This window comes from Taklimakanibacter lacteus, assembly GCA_003576695.1.
Classification (GTDB): domain Bacteria; phylum Pseudomonadota; class Alphaproteobacteria; order Rhizobiales; family Aestuariivirgaceae; genus Taklimakanibacter; species Taklimakanibacter lacteus.
On sequence record QOZQ01000001.1, the window covers coordinates 200,245 to 221,746 of the forward strand.

22 protein-coding genes are annotated in these 21,502 nt (G+C 62.8%); 15 read left to right on the forward strand and 7 right to left on the reverse strand.

The genetic code is table 11. The annotated features are described in order from the left end of the window. Positions 1-164: 164 nt before the first annotated feature. From DT068_RS00930 to dapF, 4 genes are read right to left on the reverse strand one after another with little or no spacing between them, the layout of a single operon-like run. Positions 165-719: a septation protein A gene (locus DT068_RS00930; protein ID WP_119387886.1), complete on the reverse strand. Its 555-nt coding sequence runs from the start codon at positions 717-719 to the stop codon at positions 165-167. Continuing rightward, on the reverse strand, positions 716-2,131 hold the full coding sequence (gene ftsY, locus DT068_RS00935; protein ID WP_119387887.1) for a signal recognition particle-docking protein FtsY: 1,416 nt from the start codon (positions 2,129-2,131) through the stop codon (positions 716-718). The genes DT068_RS00930 and ftsY overlap by 4 nt, the downstream gene beginning before the upstream one ends. Next, positions 2,128-3,390: a tRNA (N(6)-L-threonylcarbamoyladenosine(37)-C(2))-methylthiotransferase MtaB gene (mtaB, locus tag DT068_RS00940; RefSeq protein ID WP_119388289.1), complete on the reverse strand. Its 1,263-nt coding sequence runs from the start codon at positions 3,388-3,390 to the stop codon at positions 2,128-2,130. Before mtaB ends, ftsY begins: the two co-directional genes overlap by 4 nt. Before the next feature lie 5 nt (positions 3,391-3,395). Then, a complete protein-coding gene (gene dapF, locus DT068_RS00945) occupies positions 3,396-4,235 on the reverse strand; it encodes a diaminopimelate epimerase (RefSeq protein WP_368904357.1) in 840 nt (279 codons plus the stop codon). 125 nt (positions 4,236-4,360) lie between these two features. Between dapF and olsC the strand changes: the two genes are divergently transcribed. The 11 genes from olsC (at position 4,361) to DT068_RS01005 (ending at position 14,926) form a co-directional block, all read left to right on the forward strand. Further along, the gene (gene olsC, locus DT068_RS00950; protein WP_119388290.1) at positions 4,361-5,203 is read left to right on the forward strand and encodes an ornithine lipid ester-linked acyl 2-hydroxylase OlsC; all 843 of its coding nucleotides are present in this window, start codon (positions 4,361-4,363) and stop codon (positions 5,201-5,203) included. Positions 5,204-5,450: 247 nt separating this feature from the next. Further along, on the forward strand, positions 5,451-6,710 hold the full coding sequence (locus DT068_RS00955; protein WP_119387889.1) for an MFS transporter: 1,260 nt from the start codon (positions 5,451-5,453) through the stop codon (positions 6,708-6,710). Between the two features lie 83 nt (positions 6,711-6,793). Beyond that, positions 6,794-8,029 (forward strand): flavin monoamine oxidase family protein, encoded by a 1,236-nt coding sequence (locus DT068_RS00960; protein ID WP_119387890.1) that lies wholly within the window; start codon positions 6,794-6,796, stop codon positions 8,027-8,029. 192 nt (positions 8,030-8,221) lie between these two features. Next, the gene (gene ffh, locus DT068_RS00965) at positions 8,222-9,790 is read left to right on the forward strand and encodes a signal recognition particle protein (RefSeq protein ID WP_119387891.1); all 1,569 of its coding nucleotides are present in this window, start codon (positions 8,222-8,224) and stop codon (positions 9,788-9,790) included. A 1-nt stretch (position 9,791) separates the two neighbouring features. Next, positions 9,792-10,292 (forward strand): GNAT family N-acetyltransferase, encoded by a 501-nt coding sequence (locus tag DT068_RS00970; protein WP_119387892.1) that lies wholly within the window; start codon positions 9,792-9,794, stop codon positions 10,290-10,292. 19 nt (positions 10,293-10,311) lie between these two features. Next, entirely contained in the window at positions 10,312-10,689 is a 378-nt protein-coding gene (rpsP, locus tag DT068_RS00975) for a 30S ribosomal protein S16 (RefSeq protein ID WP_119387893.1), read from the forward strand. A gap of 9 nt (positions 10,690-10,698) precedes the next feature. After that, complete coding sequence (gene rimM, locus DT068_RS00980) at positions 10,699-11,232, forward strand: ribosome maturation factor RimM (RefSeq protein ID WP_119387894.1); 534 nt, start codon at positions 10,699-10,701, stop codon at positions 11,230-11,232. Further along, the gene (gene trmD / locus DT068_RS00985; RefSeq protein WP_119387895.1) at positions 11,229-11,921 is read left to right on the forward strand and encodes a tRNA (guanosine(37)-N1)-methyltransferase TrmD; all 693 of its coding nucleotides are present in this window, start codon (positions 11,229-11,231) and stop codon (positions 11,919-11,921) included. The genes rimM and trmD overlap by 4 nt, the downstream gene beginning before the upstream one ends. A gap of 52 nt (positions 11,922-11,973) precedes the next feature. Then, positions 11,974-12,396 carry a 50S ribosomal protein L19 gene (rplS, locus tag DT068_RS00990; RefSeq protein WP_119387896.1) on the forward strand — a complete coding sequence of 141 codons (423 nt, stop codon included), beginning with the start codon at positions 11,974-11,976 and terminating at the stop codon, positions 12,394-12,396. A 230-nt stretch (positions 12,397-12,626) separates the two neighbouring features. Further along, the gene (locus tag DT068_RS00995; RefSeq protein WP_119387897.1) at positions 12,627-13,445 is read left to right on the forward strand and encodes a class I SAM-dependent methyltransferase; all 819 of its coding nucleotides are present in this window, start codon (positions 12,627-12,629) and stop codon (positions 13,443-13,445) included. A 194-nt stretch (positions 13,446-13,639) separates the two neighbouring features. Next, complete coding sequence (locus DT068_RS01005; RefSeq protein ID WP_119387899.1) at positions 13,640-14,926, forward strand: amidohydrolase family protein; 1,287 nt, start codon at positions 13,640-13,642, stop codon at positions 14,924-14,926. A gap of 26 nt (positions 14,927-14,952) precedes the next feature. On the opposite strand, the gene DT068_RS01010 is transcribed toward DT068_RS01005, so the two are convergent. Continuing rightward, on the reverse strand, positions 14,953-15,876 hold the full coding sequence (locus tag DT068_RS01010) for a sulfotransferase domain-containing protein (RefSeq protein WP_119387900.1): 924 nt from the start codon (positions 15,874-15,876) through the stop codon (positions 14,953-14,955). Between the two features lie 104 nt (positions 15,877-15,980). Between DT068_RS01010 and DT068_RS01015 the strand changes: the two genes are divergently transcribed. The 3 genes from DT068_RS01015 to preA all read left to right on the forward strand — a co-directional run bounded on the left by DT068_RS01015 (position 15,981) and on the right by preA (position 19,639). Next, positions 15,981-16,880: a LysR family transcriptional regulator gene (locus DT068_RS01015; RefSeq protein WP_162913929.1), complete on the forward strand. Its 900-nt coding sequence runs from the start codon at positions 15,981-15,983 to the stop codon at positions 16,878-16,880. A gap of 106 nt (positions 16,881-16,986) precedes the next feature. Further along, complete coding sequence (locus tag DT068_RS01020) at positions 16,987-18,318, forward strand: NAD(P)-dependent oxidoreductase (RefSeq protein WP_119387902.1); 1,332 nt, start codon at positions 16,987-16,989, stop codon at positions 18,316-18,318. A 10-nt stretch (positions 18,319-18,328) separates the two neighbouring features. Further along, positions 18,329-19,639: an NAD-dependent dihydropyrimidine dehydrogenase subunit PreA gene (preA, locus tag DT068_RS01025; RefSeq protein ID WP_119387903.1), complete on the forward strand. Its 1,311-nt coding sequence runs from the start codon at positions 18,329-18,331 to the stop codon at positions 19,637-19,639. A 35-nt stretch (positions 19,640-19,674) separates the two neighbouring features. On the opposite strand, the gene DT068_RS01030 is transcribed toward preA, so the two are convergent. Continuing rightward, on the reverse strand, positions 19,675-20,025 hold the full coding sequence (locus DT068_RS01030) for an addiction module antidote protein (protein WP_119387904.1): 351 nt from the start codon (positions 20,023-20,025) through the stop codon (positions 19,675-19,677). Positions 20,026-20,131: 106 nt separating this feature from the next. Here DT068_RS01030 and DT068_RS01035 point away from each other — a divergent pair, with 106 nt between their 5' ends. Continuing rightward, complete coding sequence (locus tag DT068_RS01035) at positions 20,132-20,980, forward strand: sugar phosphate isomerase/epimerase family protein (protein WP_119387905.1); 849 nt, start codon at positions 20,132-20,134, stop codon at positions 20,978-20,980. Between the two features lie 13 nt (positions 20,981-20,993). Here the strand turns inward: DT068_RS01035 and DT068_RS01040 are convergent, their stop codons facing one another. Beyond that, positions 20,994-21,419, reverse strand: coding sequence for a GFA family protein (locus DT068_RS01040; protein WP_119387906.1), 426 nt, complete (start codon positions 21,417-21,419; stop codon positions 20,994-20,996). Positions 21,420-21,502 lie beyond the last annotated feature (83 nt).

The window sequence follows — 21,502 nt, forward strand, 5'->3', positions numbered from 1 at the left end:
AGGCTTGTTGTCACCGTCACCCGAAGCCTTTTGTCCTAGCGCCTCACAAGGACGACGGCAAGAGGATAAAGCAAATACTGTTTTGCGATTGCGAGAAGCGTGCTTGCTCAGGGTGATGAACGTATCGTCAGCATACGGAACGGTCTCGAAATGCGACATTCCACCTAGTGCGGCGGCTTCGGATCGTCCTGAATCATGTGTTTGGTCATCATTGGCGCCTGCGAAAGGGCAAAGACCAGGGTAATGGGCAGCAGAGCGACCTTGAAATTCACCCAGGTATCGGTCGAAACCGACCGCCACACCACCTCATTCACGACGGCGACGCACAAAAAGAAAATTCCCCAGCGTATGGTCAGCGCGCGCCAGCCCTCATCGGTCATCTTGAGGGCCTCGCCCATCACGAATTTGAGAAAAGTCTGCCCAAAGAACAAGCCGCCGAGCAGGACCACGCCGAACAGGGCGTTGATCAGGGTGACTTTCACCTTGATGAAGGTTTCGTCATGAAGCCAGAGCGTCAGGATACCGAAGACCGCGACGAATCCGGCGCTGATCAGCGGCATGACGGCAAGCTTGCGGGTCAGGAGCCAGGACAGAATGAGGGCGACGGCGGTCGCGATCATGAATATTCCGGTTCCCCAGAATATTCCCGCCAGCCAATTGGTCAGGAAAAACGCGACCAGGGGGCCGGCTTCGATAAGGATTTTGACGACAGGGTTCATTCTTCAAGACCTGCAATGGCGCGGGAGAAGGCCTCGGCGTCGAAAGGCTGCAGGTCCTCGACCTGCTCGCCCACGCCGATGGCGTGAATGGGAAGCTTGAAGCGCTCGGCGATGGCGACGAGTATGCCGCCGCGGGCGGTGCCGTCAAGCTTGGTCATGATCAGGCCGGTAACGCCCGCGACCTTGGTGAAGACATCGGCCTGCGAGATGGCGTTCTGCCCGGTGGTCGCATCGAGCACCAGGAGCACGGCATGGGGGGCCGTCTCGTCCTGCTTCCGGATGACGCGCACGATCTTGTCGAGCTCGGCCATGAGATTGGCCTTGTTCTGCAGGCGCCCGGCGGTGTCGATGATGAGGATGTCGGCGGCCTCGGCCCTGGCCTCCCGCATCGCATCGAAAGCCAGGCCGGCGGCATCCGCTCCGGTCGGGCGCGAGATGACCCTGGCGCCGATGCGCTTGCCCCAGACCGCCAATTGCTCGATCGCGGCGGCGCGGAACGTGTCGCAGGCGGCGAGCATCACCGAGAAGCCCTCGCCGGCCGCAATCGCGCCAAGCTTGCCGATGGTGGTGGTCTTGCCCGAGCCGTTGACGCCGACCACCAGGATGACGAAAGGCTTCTCTTCGCCGAAGGTGAAAGGAACCTCGACCGGTTTCAGCACCTTCGCCACTTCGCTGGCGAGGATCGCCTTCACCTCCTCGGGCTCGATCTCCTTGTCGTAACGGCCGGCCGACACCGCCTTGACGATCCGGGTCGTCATCTCGACGCCGAGATCGGCCTGGATCAGCACGTCTTCCAGCTCCTCGAGCGTCGCCTCATCGAGCTTGCGCTTGGTGAAGATGGCGCTGATCGATCCGGTGAGCGAACGGGACGATTTCGCCAGGCCGTCCCTGAGGCGGGTGAACCATCTCCCACGCGGCCGTGGAGCAGGGGGCTCGGGCGCGGCGGCCTCTGCCATAGGAGCCTCGGTTTCCGGCTCCGGTTCAGGGGCGAGAGAGATTTCGGGTTCCGGCGATGGCTGTGCAGGTGCGGGCAGCTCAGGCACAGGTGGTGTAAGTTCCACCGGCTCGGGCGGGGGTGGGAGAGGCTCGGATTTCCTGGCTTCAACCTTCTTCGGTGTGGCTTCGTGTTTCTTCGCCGCGACCTTCTTCGGCTCAGGCTGCCTGACTTCCGGTTCAAGCAATTCCATTGTGGCGGAAGGCTCAGGCGGCGCCCGTTCCGAAATTACGACAGATTCGGGGGCGACGGGCTCCGGCTCGGATTGCGCGACGACTTCGGGCTTGGCTTCCGGTTCGGCCGGGGGTGATGCGGTCTCGGCCTGTGTCGGCGTCTCGTCTTCCGGTGGCGGAGATGGCGCCGCTTCGTCCTGGTGTCCGGAGATCCGGTTGAACAGTTTCTTGAAGAAGCCCGTCATGCGGCCAGGCTCGCCTCGAGGTGGTCAGCGCCGCGTCCGGTCACCTTGGCGCGGATGATGGCGCCGGCGCTCATGCGCTGAGCGAACTTCACCTGGGCGAAATGTTCGGTGCGTCCCATGCTCTCGGTCTCGATGAGGATGGACCTCTCAGCGCCGATCTCCTGCCTGAGGAAAGCATCGAGACGCTCCTTGCCCTTCTCCCGCAAGGCGCGGGCGCGTTCCTGGATCACCGGCTTCGGCAATTGCGGCATGCGCGCCGCCGGCGTGCCGGGGCGCGGTGAGAAGGGGAAGACATGCAGGAAGGTCAGGCCGCATTCCTCGACGATCCTGAGCGAGTTCTCGAACATCTGCTCGGTCTCGGTCGGGAAGCCGGCAATGATGTCGGCGCCGAAGACGATATCGGGTCTGAGCTTGCGGGCCTCATCGCAGAAGGCGATCGAGTGGTCGCGCAGATGCCGGCGCTTCATGCGCTTGAGGATCATATCGTCGCCAGCCTGGAGCGAGAGATGCAGATGCGGCATCAGCCGCTCCTCCTCGGCGATGGCGCGCATGAGATCGTCATCGGCCTCGATCGAATCGATCGAGGACAGGCGCAGGCGCTTGAGCTCGGGCAGCGATTTCAGGATGCGGCGGACCAGATTGCCGAGGCGAGGCCGGCCCGGCAGGTCGGCACCCCAGGAGGTGATGTCGACGCCCGACAGCACGATCTCGGAATAGCCATTGGCGACCAGGCGGCGGATCTGCTCGACCGCATCACCGGCCGGCACCGAGCGCGAATTGCCGCGCCCGAAGGGGATGATGCAGAAGGTGCAGCGGTGGTCGCAGCCATTCTGGATCTGCACGAAGGCGCGGGTGCGCTCGGAGAAGCCGTCGATCATGTGGAGCGCCGTCTCGCGCACCGACATGATGTCGTTCACCTTGACGCGCTCTTCCCTGGCGACGCCGAAATCGGGAAAACGGTAGCTCTTGGCATCGAGCTTCTCCTGGTTGCCGAGCACGAGATCGACTTCCGGCATCACGGCGAACATCTGGGGATCGGTCTGCGCCGCGCAGCCGGTGACGATGATGCGGGCGTCGGGCTTCTCCTTGCGCGCCCGCCTGATCGCCTGGCGCGCCTGGCGGGTGGCTTCCGCCGTCACCGCGCAGGTATTGAAGATGACCGCGTTTTCAAGGCCGGCCTTATCGGCCTCATGGCGCATCACCTCGGCCTCATACGCATTGAGGCGACAGCCAAAAGTGATGATGTCGGGCTTCGACACGAGGATCACACCGCGAGATGCGCGGGCAGGAACCCATCGAATTCATAGGCGATCGGGCCGGTCATCAGGATGTGATTGTCATCCTGGCGCCATTCGACGACGAGATCGCCGCCGGGCAGCGTCACGGTCGCCTTGCGGTGGGTGAGCTTGATGCGCGCTGCCGCCACCAGAGCGGCGCAGGCGCCGGTGCCGCAGGCGCGCGTCAGGCCGGCACCGCGTTCCCAGACCTTGAGCGTGATGTGGTCTTTCGCGTCGATGCGGGCGAGCGAGATATTGGCGCGCTCGGGGAAGAGCGGGTGATGTTCCAGCATCGGTCCCGCCTTGGCGAGGTCGACGATATCGAGGTCCTTCACCCAGAAGATGCAATGCGGATTGCCGACATTGACGACCGAGGGGGAATGAATCAGCGGCGCGTCGATGGGGCCGAGCTGCAGTTCGATGTGACGCGTATCGGGGAAGGGCTCCGACAGCGGAATGTCCTGCCAGCCGAAGCGCGGCACGCCCATATCGACGGTCACCAGGCCATTGCCGCCCTTCTCGCAGGTGAGGAAGCCGCCCAAGGTGTCGATCGTGGCTACGGTCTTGCGCTTCTCGGCGAACAGGATATCGGCGATGCAGCGTGAGGCATTGCCGCAGGATTCGACCTCGAAACCCTCATTATTCCAGATCCGCATGCGGACATCGGCCTTGGTCGAGGGCTCGATGACGATCAGCTGGTCGCAGCCAATGCCGGTCTTGCGGTCGGCGATGGCGCGGGCCTGCTCCGGGCTGATGGACAAGGCGCGTGGACGCGCATCGAGCACGACAAAGTCATTGCCGAGCCCGTTCATCTTGCGGAATTCCATGGGTGCCAACCCGTTCATGGCCGGTTTATATGGTGAAAGTTGCTGGAAAGGCTAGCCTTTTGCTAACCTCCCGGCAATGTTTCTGCCTTAGAGCCGCCACGATGCGGCCATATCCGGTGGACCTCATGACCGCCGATACCACGCACGGGGCCTTCGCTCCCGAAAAACGGGAAGACGAGGGCCAAAAGCTCGCCACCGCAGGCATCGCTCCGCTCGAACGGCCCAGCGCCATTACCCGGTTTTTCATGGGGATCGTCGCCCGGGCCGAAAAGCTCAATCTGAAATATGCCAGGCTCGGCAATCCGCCCGTCTATGACAACAAGGTATTCCCGTGGGTCGGCGAGATCGAGAAGGCCTATCCGCAGATCCGCGCCGAGCTCGAGCGCGTCCTGGTGCGCAAGGCTGACCTGCCGAATTTTCAGGACATCTCGGCCGACGTGAAGACGATCAGCACCGACCAGGGCTGGAAGACCTTCTTCCTTTTGGCCTTCGGCATGAAGTCGGAACAGAACATCGCCCAGTGTCCCGAGACATGGAAAGCGGTCCAGGCCATTCCCGGGCTCAAGACCGCGATGTTCTCGATCTTCGAACCGGGCAAGCACCTGCCGGCGCATCGCGGGCCCTATAATGGCGTGCTGCGCCTGCATCTCGGCATGATTGTGCCGGAGCCGCGCGACAGGATCGCCATCCGGGTGAAGGACCAGATCTGCCACTGGAGCGAGGGCAAGGTCCTGATCTTCGATGACGCCTATGAGCATGAGGCGTGGAACCACTCGGACAAGACGCGCGTCGTATTGTTCGTCGATTTCGTCAAGCCGATGCGGTTCCCGGCCAATTTCGTGAACTGGCTGTTGATGAACATCGCGCTGTTCACGCCCTTCATCCGCGAGGGCCTCGACAATCACAAGGAATGGGAAAAGCGCTTCTACGCCCAGGCGGAAGCGCTCAGGAACCGGCCGCAGAACTGAGCGGCAATCCTCTCAACCGTCATCCCGGCGAAAGCCGGGACCCATTGAATTTTATCCACGCGATGAGCGCTTCCCAGGTTGCGCTTATTCAGGGGGTCCCGGCTTTCGCCGGGATGACGGAATATTGTTTTCGGGAGCGTCAGTTCGATCATGGCAACTGCGGGAACTGTACCCATCAATTCCCGCAATATGTCTCATCAAAAAATTTGGCTGGACGACATCTTCCGCGGCGGGTCATGGATTGCGCATGACCAGCACCCATGCTTCGCCAGCCGCTTCCGCTCGCCACCTCAATCCCTGGATCGTCGTCTGGCTGTGCTTTGCCGTCCTCTCCATCGTGATGTCGGCGCGCCAGGTCGTCTCGATCATGACGGATGACTGGACGAAGACGCTCGGCTGGTCGAAGACCTTCATCAGCTCGGGCCAGTCGGTGGCGCTTGTCATGGTCGCCATCGTGGCGCCGATCGCCGGCAACCTCGCCGACCGCTATGGCGCGCGTCTCATGCTCGCGGCAGGCCTTCTCATTGTCGCGGCCGGCCTCCTGCTGTTCGCCGCCTACCCGGTCGCCGCACTTTATATAGTGGGCTATGGCCTTGTCGGTGGGGTCGGCTTTGCCACCGCCAACATGCATCTGATCTCGACCGCCATCGCCAAGCTCTTTACCGAGCAGCGCGGCCTTGCCACCGGCATCGCCAATTCGGGCGCCACGGCCGGGCAGTTCATCACCGTGCCCCTGGTGACGGCGGGGCTTGCCTATGTGAGCTGGCAATGGAGCATCATCGCCGTGGCGACCGTCTGCATCGTCATGGCAGTGGTCATCTGGATCGCCCTCAAGCCGGCAGCGGGCTCCACGGCCGAAGCCAGGACGGCGCTGGCGGAGCCGCAGGAGGCCTTGTGGGGGCGGCTCAAATTCCTCCTCACCAACCCGACCTTCCACATTCTCTATTGGAGCTTCTTCATCTGCGGCGTCACCACCACCGGCGCCATCGAGACGCATTTCCTGCCCTATGCCGCCTTTTGCGGATTCCCGCCGGTGCCGGCGTCCGGCGTCTATGGCGGCATCATGGCGATCAACCTCGGCGGCATGTTCCTCGCCGGCTGGCTCACCGACAAGGTCAACCGGCCGCTGCTCCTGGGCACCATCTACATCGTGCGCTCCTTCTCCTTCCTCGTCCTCATGAATGTCGGGGTGAGCTATGAGATGCTGTTCGTCTTCGCGGTGATCTACGGCATCTTCGATTATTCGACGGTGCCGCCGACCGCGAGCCTCGCCGCCTCGCATCTCGGCCTCAAGATCATGGGCCTCGCCATGGGACTGATCAGTGGCGGCCATGCGCTGGGCGGCGCGCTCGGCTCCTTCATGGGCGGCTATCTGTTCGATCTCTTCGCCCGCTATACGGAAATGTGGTGGGCCGCCTTCGCCACCGCAGTGATCGCGGGCCTCATGGTCTATTTCGTCAAGGAAGACCGGCCGAAAAGAGGGTTAATCCTGGCGCCCGCTGTTTGATGCCCGCAATTCAGACTTGCCTTCGGGCCTAGGTGGGGACATTCTGACGCGGCGGGAGAGGCGTTCCACGCACGGAGCGCAGCATGACTTCATCTGTAGATGTCCTCATTGTCGGTGCCGGAGCCGCGGGGCTCGGGGCGGCGAAAGCCTTGATCGCGCAAGGCAAGTCGGTGCGCGTGCTGGAAGCGCAGAACCGTATCGGCGGGCGCGCTTACACCGTGACCGAAAAATTCGGCATTCCCTTCGACTGGGGCTGCGCCTGGATGCATGCGGCCGACCGCAATCCGTTCTTCGATGAAGGCATCGCGCAACACGCCACGCTTCAGCATCACGATCTCAATCTCGACCGGCTCTATTTCGGCGCGAGGCGCGCCACCGCGATCGAGATGGCCAAGATGTTCAAGGCCGATTTCAGCCTCGCGGCCCTTCTCGAGCACAAGACCGCCAAGGGCGACAGGCTTGCCGAGTTGCTCGAGGCGAGCCCTATCGGTGCCGCGGCCGCGACCTATGCGGGACCCATGGATTTTGCTCAGGACACGGATGAAATCTCCGTCGCCGACCTCATGGCCGCCGCCGATCTCGACCCCAACTTCCTGGTGCGCGAGGGCTTTGGTTCGGTCGTTCACAGCTGGGGCCGCTCCGTGCCGGTCGAGCTCGAAACGCCGGTGAAACGCCTGCGCTGGGACGGGCCCGGCGTCATCGCCGAGACGCCGCGCGGCGAAATGGCGGCCAGAATGGCGATCGTGACGGTGTCGATGGGCGCGCTGGCTTTCGGGGGCTTGCGCTTCTCTCCCGACCTTCCGCTCGCGCATGACGAAGCGGTCCATAGTCTGCCGATGGGGCTCCTCACCAAGATCCCGCTCGAGATCAAAGGCGACCGGCACGGCGTCAAACCCTTCGAGGATATCCTGATCGAGCGCCACGGGCATCACGACATCTACTTCCTGTGCTTCCCCTTCGACTGCGATCTCTTGATCGGCTTTGTCGGCGGCGATTTCGCCTGGGAACTCTCGGCGGCGGGCGAGGCGGCGGCGGTCGATTTCGCGGTGCAGAGCCTGGCGCGCAGCTTCGGATCGGCCATCGAGAAGCAGATCGGGCGCAGCGCCATGACCGACTGGGGCGCCAATCCCTTCACGCGCGGCGCCTATGCGGCGGCGCGGCCCGGTTTTGCGACCGCGCGCAAGACCCTCATGGAGCCGGTGGGTGAGCGCATATTCTTTGCCGGCGAGGCGCTGGGCGGCGGGCTGGTGCAAACCTGTGCGGGCGCGCGGCTTTCGGGCGAGGCGGTGGCGGCGAAGGTCTGCGAGCGGCTTAAATAGGAAGCAAGCCCTAAGATTGGGCGTGATTGACTTTTGGACGGCCTCCCCCTAGAACACCCCCGAATTTCAGACGCTTGAACGTCTCAAGGCCTCATCACACATGGGTTGAACCCGGGAGGTGATGCGGTCCCGCATCCGGCAGCGCGTGGCGCCCCCGGGTGTTTTTGCGTTTGGGCGAAAAGGAACCTTTGTATGTTCGAGACACTGCAAGAGCGGCTTTCCGGCATCCTCGACAAGCTCACCGGGCGGGGTGCGCTGTCGGAGGCCGATGTCGATGCGGCGATGCGCGAAGTGAGGCGCGCACTGCTCGAGGCCGATGTGGCGCTCGACGTGGTGCGCGGCTTCATCGACAAGGTGAAGGCCAAGGCGGTCGGCGCCGATGTGGTCAAGTCGGTGACGCCCGGCCAGATGGTCGTGAAGATCGTCCATGACGAACTGGTCGCCGTCCTGGGCTCGGAAGGTGCCACGCTCAATCTCAGGGCCTCGCCGCCGGTGCCGATCCTGATGGTCGGCCTCCAGGGCTCGGGCAAGACGACCACCACGGCCAAGATCGCCAAGCGTCTGCAGGAGCGCGAGAAGCGCAAGGTGCTGATGGCCTCGCTCGATACGCGGAGGCCCGCGGCGCAGGAGCAACTCGCCATTCTCGGTCAGCAGACGGGCGTCGAGACCCTGCCCATCATCAAGAGCGAAACGCCGGTCGATATCGCCAGACGCGCCATGTCGGAAGCGAGGCGCGGCGGCTTCGATGTGGTCATGCTCGATACCGCCGGCCGTCTTCACATCGATGAGGAACTTCTCGCCGAAGCGGCGGCGGTGCGCGACATCGCCAGGCCCAATGAAACGCTGCTCGTCGCCGATGCGCTGACCGGCCAGGATGCCGTCAACCTTGCCCGGGCCTTCGACGAGAAGATCGGCATCACCGGCATCGTGCTCACCCGCATCGACGGCGACGGCCGCGGTGGTGCGGCGCTGTCGATGCGCGCCGTCACCGGCAAGCCGATCAAGCTCATGGGCACCGGTGAAAAGCTCGACGGGCTCGAGGATTTCCACCCGCAGCGCATCGCCGGGCGCATTCTCGGCATGGGCGACGTGGTCAGCCTGGTCGAGAAAGCGGCGCAGTCGATCGATGCCGAGAAAGCCAAGCGCATCGCCCAGCGCATGCAGAAAGGCGCCTTCGATCTCGAGGATCTCGCCGATCAGCTGACCCAGCTGCAGAAGCTCGGCGGCATGTCGGGCATGATGGGATTGCTGCCCGGCATGGGCAAGATCAAGAAGCAGCTCGAAGGCGTCGATCTCGACAATTCGGTGCTGAAGCGCCAGATGGCGATCATCGGCTCGATGACGAAATTCGAGAAGCGCAATCCGAAAGTGATGAATGCCGCGCGCAAGAAGCGGGTCGCGGCGGGCTCCGGCACCAAGGTCGAGGAAATCAACCGCCTGCTCAAGATGCATGTCCAGATGGCGGACATGATGAAGAAGATGGGCGGCAACAAGGGCCTGATGAGCCGCATGTTCGGCGGCAAAGGTGCGCCCGACGCAGCCGAGATGGAGAAGATGCAGGCCGAGCTCGCCAAGATGGATCCCAATGCGATCCCGGCCGAGCTGAAAGAGATGATGCCGGGCGGGGCTTTGCCCGATATGTCGAAGCTGCCGACAGGCCTTCCGGGCCTCGGCGGGGCCAAGCTTCCCGGCCTCGGCGGATTGCCGGGCCTGGGCGGCTCGCCCTTCAGGGGCCTGCCGGGGCTGGGCAAGAAGAAATGACATGGCGCCCGAGCTCGCCACCCAAAGGCTGCGCTTGCGCTTCTGGCGCGAGAGCGATGTCGATCCTTTCCTCGCCTTCTATCGCGATCCCCAATCGGCGGCGATCTATGGCGCAGACGTCCAGCGCAGCGATGTGTGGCGGCGCGTGGCGCTCTTCGTCGGCCACTGGCAGTTGCGCGGCTACGGCCCTTGGGCGCTGGAAGACCGCGCCAGCGGCAAATTCGCGGGCTCTTGCGGGCTGTGGTTCCCGGACGGCTGGGGTGATCCCGAAGTCGGCTGGAACATCATGCCGGAATTCCGTGGGCTCGGTTATGCCGTCGAGGCGGCAATCCGTGCGCGTGACTATGGCTATCGCGAGAAGGGGCTTCCCCGTCTCGTCAGCTACATCGATCCCGGCAACTCGGCGTCACTGCGTGTCGCCGAGAAGCTCGGTGCCGTGCCGGATGGAGAATTCCTCATGCATGGCAAGCCCCACCATGTCTATCTGCATATCCAACACTGACATATCCAAGGAGAACTAGATGTCACTGAAAATCAGACTGTCGCGCGCCGGCTCGAAGAAGCGGCCCTATTACCACATCGTGGTTGCCGATGCGGCGTCGCCCCGCGACGGCAAGTTCATCGACGTGGTCGGCGCCTTCAACCCGATGCTCGGCAAGACCGACGAGAAGCGCGTCCAGCTCGATGCCGAGAAGGCCGCCGCCTGGCTCAAGAAGGGCGCCCAGCCGACCGATCGCGTGCTGCGCTTCCTCGACAAGGCCGGCCTCAAGAAGCGCGACGCCCGCAACAACCCGAAGAAGGCTCTCCCCGGCAAGAAGCGCCTGGAGCGTGAGAAGGCCCAGGCCGACGCCGCCGCCAAGGCCGCCGAGGCCGCTGCCGCTGCAGCACCGCAGAGCTAAGGTCAAGGGATGGCCTCGCCCGGCGATAAAGTGCTGGCCGGTGTCATTACGGCCGCGCATGGCATCAAGGGCGAGGTGAAGCTCAGGAGCTTCACTGCCGAGCCTGAAGCGATCGGCTCCTATGGGCCGCTCACGACGGCGCGGGGCGAAAGCCTCGAGATCGAGAAGCTTAAAGTCCAGAAGGATGGCTTCATCGCCATGCTGAAGGGCGTGCGTGACCGCAACCGGGCCGAGGCCCTGAAAGGTGCGGAGCTTTTCCTCTGGCGCGCGCAGCTGCCGGAACCCGAAGATGATGAGGTCTATATGCATGACCTCATCGGGGTGACGGCGCTGAGCCCGGCAGGCGAGAAATTCGGGACGGTCGTCGCGGTGCCGAATTTCGGTGCCGGCGATCTGCTCGAGATCCGCCGCGAGGGTATTGCGGAGACGGTGCTGGTGCCTTTCGCTGAAACCTATGTGCCGAGGATCGATCTCGCGAAGAGAGAGCTGACCCTCGATCTGCCCGAGACCTATCTCGATGAAGCCGAACCGGATGAGCGATGAGCTGGCGCGCCACCATATTGACGCTGTTCCCGGAAATGTTTCCGGGACCGCTCGGCACGTCGCTGGCCGGCAAGGCGCTCAATGCCGGCATCTGGTCGATGGAGGTGCGCGACATCAGAAACGCCGCCACCGACCGGCATCGCACGGTGGATGATTCACCCGCCGGTGGGGGGCCCGGCATGGTGATGAAGCCCGATATCCTGGCGCAGGCCATCGATCAGGCCGACCATAAGGGGCCGAGGCTCCTGATGTCGCCCCGGGGCGAGCGCCTGACGCAAGGCCTGGTGCGCCATCTGGCGGCGGGGCCGGGAGCGCTCATCATCTGCGGCCGGTTCGAGGGCGTCGATGAAAGGGTGATCGAGCGGCGGCAATTGCGCGAGGTCTCGCTCGGCGATTTCGTGCTGTCGGGCGGAGAGCCGGCGGCGCTGGCGCTTTTGGACGCGGTGGTCAGGCTTCTGCCGGGCGTCATGGGCGATGAGCGCTCGGGGCATGAGGAAAGCTTCGAGGACGGACTATTGGAACAGCCCCAATATACCCGCCCCAGGAGCTGGGAAGGTCTTGAAATTCCTGAGATTTTGCTCTCCGGCGACCACAAGGCGATGAGCCGCTGGAAGAAGGAGCAAAGGGAAAGGCTGACCGAGAAGCGCCGCGCCGATCTTTGGCAGGCTTATGTGCAGAGAAAGAATTGATTTTACCCGGCTCAGCGTGTAGAGAGCCGCAACTCCAAAAGGACGTATAATTATGAATATCATCGAGCAGCTCGAAAAAGAGCAGGTAGCGGTGGTGGCTGCGAAGCGCGCCGTCCCCGAATTCGCCCCTGGCGACACGGTCATCGTCAATGTGAAAGTGGTCGAAGGCGACCGCAGCCGCGTGCAGGCCTATGAAGGCGTGGTGATCGCGCGTTCGGGCGGCGGCCTCAACGAGAACTTCACCGTCCGCAAGATCTCCTATGGCGAAGGCGTCGAGCGCGTCTTCCCGGTCTATTCGCCGCTGATCGATTCGATCAAGGTGGTGCGCCGCGGCGATGTGCGTCGCGCCAAGCTCTATTACCTGCGCGGCCGCACCGGCAAGTCGGCGCGCATCGCCGAGAAGCAGCGGGCACTTGTTCCGGGTGCGTCGGACGCGGTTCCGGTCACCGAGGCGAGCGAAGCCGACAAGGCATAATTCTAAAGTTCAGCTCTGAATTGGCGCGGGCCAGCTCAACGAGTTGGCCCGTTTCTTTTTTACCCTCCCCCTTGCGGGGAGGGTCGGCCTGCAAGGCCGGGGTGGGGGTCTGGTGGTGTTGCAGAACTGGCCCATTCGATGGTGTGACGCGCGAAGTTCGGAGAGACCACCCGACCCCCACCCCTAACCCCTCCCCACAAGGGGGAGGGAAACCAGGTATATAGGCGACCATGGACAAGCAGATTTGGTTCGACACCAACCGCAAGAGCTGGGACGAGCGTGTGGCGATCCATCGCCGGGACGAGACGAAGTTCTATGACGTTGAGAAGGTGCTTGCCGGCAAGGATAAGCTCAATGCCATCGAGGCGTCCGAGATCGGCGATGTCAGTGGCCTGCGCATCGCGCATCTGCAATGCCATTTCGGACTCGATTCAATCTGTCTCGCACGGCGCGGTGCCTCGGTCACCGGGCTCGATTTCTCTCCCGCAGCGATTGCCGAAGCGCGGGCGCTGGCACGGCAACTCGATGTCGATGCGCAATTCGTCGAAGGCAATGTCTATGATGCGCGAAAGCTCATCACTGGCGATTTCGACATGGTCTATGTGACCTGGGGCGCCATCAACTGGCTGCCCGACATCGCGCAATGGGCGAAGGTCGTCGCCTCTCTGTTGAAGAGGGGAGGGCGGCTCTATCTCGCCGAAAGCCATCCGAACATCCTTCCCTTCGACTGGGTCGATGGGCGCGTCGGTCCCAAATTCGACTGGCGTACGCCTCGGGAGGCTCCGATCGTCGATGAGGTCGAGACGACCTATACGGGAGCCAATGATGTGCTGGCCAACAAGAAGACCTATTCCTGGCAGCATCCGCTGTCCGACATCATCAACGGCCTGATCCGAGCCGGGATGGCGTTGAACTGGCTGCATGAGCATCCAGCGCTCACCTGGCCGCTTTTCCCCAATATGACGGTCTCGGAGGACGGGCTCTACCGCCTGCCTGCCGATCATGTACAGCTGCCGCTGGCTTTCTCACTGGAAGCGAGGAAGATGTGATTTTTTATTCGTCATCCCGGCGAAAGCCGGGATCCACTGAATAGAACCAACCAGGCGGCGCTGCGCGCACCTTACCAATTTAATGGGTCCCGGCTTTCGCCGGGATGACGTTCTTCTTTTCGGCGACGGCGTGCGTAGACGAACGGTTTGATTCCTGCTCACATAGCGCCCATGCGGAGAGGGGTTGAGAAGTCATGAGCGACCTGATCATCAGAAACGCGACTTTGCCCGACGGGCGCACGCGGGTGAGCATCTTGTGCCGCAAGGGGCGGATAGCCGATATCGGCACCGTTCCCGCGATCGAAGGCGTGAAGGAGATCGACGCCAAGGGCTATCTGGTGTCGCCGCCCTTTGTCGATGCGCATTTCCACATGGATGCGACCCTTTCCCTGGGCCAGCCGCGGCTCAATGAATCGGGCACGCTGCTCGAAGGCATCGCGCTGTGGGGCGAGCTCAAGCCGCGCCTCACGCATGAGGCGGTGATCGAGCGCGCACTGCGCTATTGCGATCTCGCGGTGGCGCAAGGCCTGCTCGCCATCCGCACCCATGTCGATATATGCGACGACCGGCTTCTGTGCGTCGAGGCGCTGCTCGAGGTGCGCCAGAAGATCGCGCCCTATATCGACCTGCAGATCGTCGCCTTCCCGCAGGACGGCTATTTCCGTTCGCCCAATGCGGCCAAGAATCTCAAGCGGGCCCTTGTCCTCGGCGTCGATGTGGTGGGCGGCATCCCGCATTTCGAGCGCACCATGGAGGAGGGCACGGCCAGTGTGAAGGCACTGTGCGAGATCGCCGCCAAGCGCGGGCTCCTCGTCGACATGCATTGCGACGAGACGGACGATCCCTTGTCGCGCCATGTCGAGACGCTGGCCTATGAGACCCACAGGCTGGGGCTCGAGGGCCGCGTCGTCGGCTCGCATCTGACCTCGATGCATTCCATGGACAACTACTATGTGTCGAAGCTGCTAGCCCTGATGGCGGAAGCCCAGCTGCACGCGACACCCAATCCCCTGATCAACATCACGCTGCAGGGCCGGCACGATACCTATCCCAAAAGGCGCGGCATGACGCGGGTGCCGGAAATGCGCAATTACGGCATCAATGTCTCCTTCGGCCATGATTGCGTGCTCGACCCCTGGTATCCGCTGGGCCAGGGCGACATGCTGGAAGTGGCCAATATGGGCGTGCATGTGGCGCAGATGACGAGCCGCGAAGGCCTGCGCTGGTGCTACGACGCGGTGACGGTCAATCCGGCCAAGGCCATGCATCTCGAAGCCTATGGGCTCGACAAGGGCTGCCATGCCGACATGGTCGTCCTGCAGGCGAAGGATCCCATCGAGGCGATAAGGCTTAAGCCGGCGCGGCTTTGGGTGATCCGGCGCGGCAAGGTCGTTGCCGAGACGCCGGAAAAGGTCACTCACCTCCATCTCGAGGAGCGGCCCAAGACTGTGAACGCGGCCGACTACGCGCCCAAGTGCTGAACCGCTCCCCAATCTTCTGAAGCCGGCTAAGCCGCCTTGCCGAAGCCGTCGGCGAGATCACCCGAGGCGAGCCAGCGGGCGCAGTCGGGCCCGAGCTCGTGAAGCGCGCGGCGCTCATATTTGGCGCTTTCCTCGGGAGTCAGCACATCGCGCCAGCGTCCATTCGTGCCTTTGTGCACGAAGGTCTCGGCGCCACCGTCCCACAATGCGCCGCCGAGGGGCACGCTGGCCGTGGCGTTTGCCTTCATATAGTCGAAGCTGCAATGGCGCAGGATCGCGTCCCATTTCGCGGCGTCTACCGTGATGCCGAGGAAATCCGCCATACGACGGATCTGGCCCGGCATGTCGTCCTTCAGCGTCTGGAAGTGCGTGAGATAGACATTCGGCAGGTCTCGGATCGCCCACCATGAGCGCACATTCTCCCAGAACGGCCAGAAGGGATGGCCGTCACGGTCGAGCCAGGCATGATAGTAGTCGCGGATCGACGCGGGCGGCGGCGCGATGGGCTCACCGACGAGTCCGGGCGTCTCGTTCAGTATCTCATAGAAGAGGGCATTGGCATTGGCGTGATGATTGTACAGGCTCCATAGGACATCGCGCCCGTCGCGACCGATATAGATGTATTTGGCGCGCGGCGAGAAGACCAGGGCATCGACCGGCAAATGGGTCTTGATGAAGCGCCGATGGGTCTGCATCTCAACCGCCTTGAGCTTCTCCATCTTGGGCGGCACGCGCAGATCGAGCCAGGGCGACATCTCGGCCACCGGCAAGCCTGGGGCGCCGCCGAAGATGAGTTGGCTCACGATCTGCTGGACCCAGGTGGTGCCGGACTTGGCATAGGTCGAGATGACGATATCGTCGTCGCGAAACTTGAAATCGTTCCAGATGGTCGAGTCGAAATGGTGGTTGTGCATTTCCCGGCTCTTCGCCGGATGGGCCGAAGCAGACATGCGTTCCTCCTGGTTGGTCGAGGGGCGCCCATGTCGCAGAAAAGATGACGCCGGGGTATATGCGGCCTTGATGAATGGTTCTGCAATATTGCAGAATGGGATTCATGTATGAATGGAGCGATCTGCGCATCTTCCTGGCGGTTGTCCGCGCCGGTTCGACGCTGGGTGCCGCGCGGGGCCTCGGGATGAACCAGACCACAGTCAGCCGGCGCATCCAGGTGCTGGAGCACCAGCTGGGCCTTGCGCTGTTTGCCCGGCGCAGCACCGGCTATGCCCTGACCGAGCATGGCCGGACGCTCGAGGCGGCGGCGAGCCGGATGGAGACCGCAGCGCTCGACTTCGAATGCGAGGCCGAGCGGCTGCGCCGGCTGGTCTCGGGACTGATCCGCGTCACCGCGCCTGAGACGATGTTCACCCATCTTCTGGCCCCGATTGTCGCCGCCTATCGCCAGGAGCATCCCAGGGTGCAGATCGAGCAGGTGTCGAGCGAGGCCCATTGCGATCTCGAAAAGGGCGAGGCGGATATCGCTTTCCGCGCCACCGAGAGCCCGATCAGCGAGAGCCTGATCGGACAGCGCCTGCCCGATTTCGGCTGGACGCTCTATTGCAGCCCGATTTATGCCGGCAAGCACGGGATGCCGGCATCACCTGAGGAAATTCGCGGACATTCGGTGATCGTCTATGAGAAGGCCCTGGGACAGACGGCGCGCGGGCGCTGGCTTGTCACGCAGGCCGATCCCCAGCTCATCGTGGCGCGCAGCAACACGGTGATGAACATGGTTGGCCTGCTCAAGGCCTCGCTGGGCGTCGGGCTTCTGCCCTGTATCGAGGGCGACAATGCCGGGCTGCTGCGCTGCTTCGAGCCGCGCTCCGAGCTCGGGGGCATGTGGTGGCTGCTGATGACGCCGGAAGTGCAGCGCATGCCGGAAGCGCGGCGCTTTGCGGAGTTTGCCGTGGTCCGCCTCAGGGGACAGCGCCGGCTGCTCAGGGGCGAGCGGATATGAGCAGGCACGTCTCTATTTTGACCTTTTGATAAATAATTTGACCAAAAGAAAAAAATGATTCACTATTCCTTGATCCGGCGAAAAGACTGGAAATGAGGAGACTGCCATGGGCCATCCCGATATTGCGGGCCGCCGCCTGTCCAAAGACGCCTATGCGAAGAATTTCGCCGACCTGCATCCGCCCCTGAGCGCGCATGAGGCGCTGGTCGAGAGCGACCGCTGCTATTTCTGCTATGACGCACCCTGCCAGCAGGCCTGCCCGACCTCGATCGACATCCCGATGTTCATCCGCCAGATCGGCGCCGGTAACCCCTTGGGCGCCGCCGAGACCATATTCGAGCAGAACATACTGGGCGGCATGTGCGCCCGCGTCTGCCCGACCGAAACCCTGTGCGAGGAAGCCTGTGTGCGCGAGACGGCCGAAGGCAAGCCGGTCAAGATCGGGCTCCTGCAACGTTATGCCACCGATGCGCAGATGCGCACCGGCCGGCAACCCTTTCAACGTGCGCCTGCGACCGGGAAGTCAGTGGCCGTCGTTGGGGCGGGGCCTGCGGGCCTCGCCTGTGCTCACCGTCTCGCCATGCATGGCCATGACGTGACGATCTTCGAGGCCCGCAAGAAGCCGGGCGGGCTCAATGAATACGGCATCGCCGCCTATAAATCGGTCGACGGCTTCGCCCAGGCCGAGGTCGATTTCGTGCTCGGCATCGGCGGCATCACGGTCGAGCGCGGCAAGGCGCTCGGCAAGCAGATCACGCTCGAAGGCCTGCGCAAGGAGTTTGATGCAGTGTTCCTCGGCATGGGGCTGCAGGGCGTCAATGCGCTCAACAGCAAGCATGAGGCAACCGACGGCGTCGAGGATGCGGTCGACTATATTGCCGAGATCCGCCAGGCGAAGGATCTGGGCAAGCTCAAGGTCGGCCGCAACGTGCTGGTGATCGGCGGCGGCATGACCGCCATCGATATCGCAGTGCAGTCGAAGCTCCTGGGCGCCGAGGACGTCACCATCCTCTATCGCCGCGGCGCCGAGCAGATGAAGGCGTCCGGCTTCGAGCAGCAACTGGCGCAGACCAAGGGCGTGAAGATCAAGCACTGGGTTAGCCCCAGGAAAGTGCTGGCCAAGGATGGCAAGGCCATCGGGCTTGAATGCGAATATACGGAAGAGAAGAAGGGCAAGCTCGGAGGCACCGGCGAGACCTTCAGGCTCAAGGCCGACATGATCTTCAAGGCGATCGGCCAGACCTTCGTGCCCGATCCGATGAAGGATGCGTTGGTGCTTGACGGCGGGCGCATCAAGGTCGACGCTTCCCGCCGCACCAGCCTGCCTGATGTCTGGGCGGGTGGCGACTGCGCCGCGGGCGGCCAGGACCTCACCGTCGCCGCCGTCGATGACGGCTGTCGTGCCGCCGAATCGATCCACGAGTTCCTGTCAGCCTAGGAGAACCCCCATGGCAGACCTTCGCACCAATTTCGTCGGCATCAAGTCGCCGAACCCGTTCTGGCTCGCTTCCGCGCCGCCGACCGACAAGGAATACAATGTCGTCCGCGCCTTCAAGGCGGGCTGGGGTGGCGTCGTGTGGAAGACGCTGGGCGAGGATCCGCATGTCGTCAATGTCAACGGCCCGCGCTATGGCGCCATCCATTCGGGCGACCGGCGCCTGCTCGGGCTCAACAATATCGAGCTGATCACCGACCGGCCACTGCAGACCAATCTCGACGAGATCAAGCGCGTCAAGCGCGAATGGTCCGACCGTGCCATGGTCGTCTCGCTGATGGTGCCCTGCGAGGAGACGAACTGGGCCAATATCCTGAAGCGGGTCGAGGAAACCGATTGCGACGGCGTCGAGCTCAATTTCGGCTGCCCGCATGGCATGTCGGAGCGCGGCATGGGCTCGGCGGTGGGCCAGGTGCCGGAATATATCGAGATGGTGGCGCGCTGGTGCAAGGCCAATACGCGCATGCCGGTGATCGTCAAGCTCACCCCCAACATCACCGACATAAGAAAGCCGGCCCGCGCGGCGAAGCAGGGCGGGGCCGATGCCGTGTCGCTGATCAACACGATCAATTCGATCATGAGCATCAATCTCGACAGTTTCGCGCCGGAGCCGACGATCGACGGCAAGGGCACGCATGGCGGTTATTGCGGCCCGGCGGTGAAGCCGATCGCGCTGTCCATGGTGTCGGAGATCGCGCGCGACAAGGAAACGCAAGGAATGCCGATCTCCGGCATCGGCGGCATCACCAACTGGCGCGATGCGCTGGAATTCATCCTCATCGGCGCAGGCACCGCACAGGTCTGCACCGCCGCCATGACCTATGGCTTCAAGATCGTGCAGGAGATGACATCGGGGCTGGAGCAATGGATGGATGAGCGGGGCTTCTCACACCTCGATGAGCTCATCGGTAAGGCGGTGCCCAATGTCACCGACTGGCAGTATCTCAATCTCAACTACATCGCCAAGGCGCATATCGACCAGGACAAATGCATCCAGTGCGGACGCTGCTATGCGGCCTGCGAAGACACATCGCACCAGGCGATCTCGAATGCGCCCAAGAACGGCAAGCGCCATTTCGAGGTGATCGACGAGGAATGCGTGGCGTGCAATCTGTGCGTCGAAGTGTGCCCGGTCGAGAGCTGCATCACCATGGTGCAGATGACGAAGGGCACCGATCCCCGCACCGGCCGGAAGATCGACAAGAAATACGCCAACTGGACGACGCATCCCAACAATCCGGCGGCAAAGGTCGCGGCGGAGTAGGTTGCAGATATCTGCCAAGGGCCCCGATCGGGGCTTCAGGCTGCGTCGCGGCGGCTGCGCGTCTTGGCCTTGGTCGGTTTGCGACGTGGCAACGCAATTGGCTTGACGCCCAAACCCAGCACTTTCATGACCTTCAGGACATTGGCGAAGCTGGGATTGCCGGTCTCGGAAAAAGCTTTGTAGAGTCCTTCGCGCGTAAGGCCCGTTTCCCTTGCGGTCCGGACCATGCCATATGCACGAGTGGCGGCACCAATGGCTGCGGCTATGATAGCGGGATCATCCTGGTTCTCTTCAAAGACGATTTCCAGGAACTGTTGAATTTCCTCAGGTGTGCGCAGAAATTCTGCGGCATCGTATTTTGCCTGCGATCTCAGGATTCCAACCATGCGACAATATAAACCATAGTTCTCATGATGTAAACTTTGGTTTACACATAAAAATGTGGGTTGGCCTCACGTGCAAAGTCGGTGAAGATGACTCCAGAGGTGTCGCATGCAGAAGAATGCCAACTGGACACTGGGCCTCATCGATTCGGCCTGGTTCGGCACGGATTATGAAGGCAAGCGCGGAAGGGAAGAGGCGAAGCGCATCGGCTTCGAAAGCCTCGATCTGTTTGTCGGCTTCGATCCCGGCAAACTGAGCAAGGCAGAGCGCCAGGCCTATATCGCCGACAATTTGTCTGTCGGCCTGCCGGTCGTCTCGCTCGTCTGCACCTGCCTGGGTCTCAGCGACTTCAACCCGGCGATCCGCGGCTATCATATCGAGCGGGCGAAGAATGTCGTCGATCTTGCCGCCGATTTCCCGACCACCCGCAATCTCTGCTTCGTGCCCGGCGAATATATGTTCCAGAAAAAGCTCATCCCGGCCAAGGGCGAATGGGACATGGTGGTCGATGCGACGCGGCAAGTGGGGGCGCATGCGGCGAAGCGCCAGCGTGAGCTGGCCATCGAGCTCCTGCCGTTCGAATTCGCCTTCATCAATTCACTCGACACGATGGAGCGATTCCTTGACGAAGTCGGGCTCGCCAATGTGAAGGCGACCATCGACATCTCACATTTCTGGCTGATGCGCATCCCGCCCGAGCAGGTGGCGCGACGGCTCAAGGGCCGGGTCGCCCATGTCCATATGTCGGACTGCGACGGCATCAATCATGGCGACATGCCGCCCGGACGCGGTAACACCCCGTTCGGCGACTATCTCGCCGCCATAAAAGAGACGGGCTTCACCGGCGCCGCTTCGATCGAGCTCGAATTCCCGCCCGATCCGAAGGGCATGGCGGCCTGGGTCACCGAAGCGCATGGCGCCGCGCTCAAGCTGCTTCAGAAGGCGCAAGTTCACTGAGCAAGCGGCCCTCTCAATCAGCTCGTTCAGTCGGATCCGCCGGCGGCCTCTGAAAGCCGTCGTGACTGGGGATCGACTTCAGGAGATCGAGCCAGCCTGGGCGCGAACGCGTGAGGACCTGCGCGTCGGGGCGGTATTCGCCGGGATTCGTCAATGTGGCGGCATGGACATGGGTTTCTTCAGGCCACTTGTCCGAGCGAAAATAGAGCCGCGTGCCGCAAGCGGGACAGAATCCTCTGAAAGTGCCGGCACTGCTTTCGTAATGCTTGATCTTCCCGTTCCAGGAAAGCTGCTTCGCAATCATGCCCAGGAACGCCGTCACAGGCGAAGACGTGGCGCGCTGGCAATCGGTACAATAGCAAACGAGATTTCGCGTTGTGTCGCCTGCATAGGTCCAGGTCACCGCCCCGCACATGCATCTGCCTGAAAGACGAGCCATCTTCTCCGCTCCTGTCCGCTTCGCGCAAGAGACCCTATCATACTGGAATGGAATGAACGCGGCGCAGTCGACCCTGTCTAAGC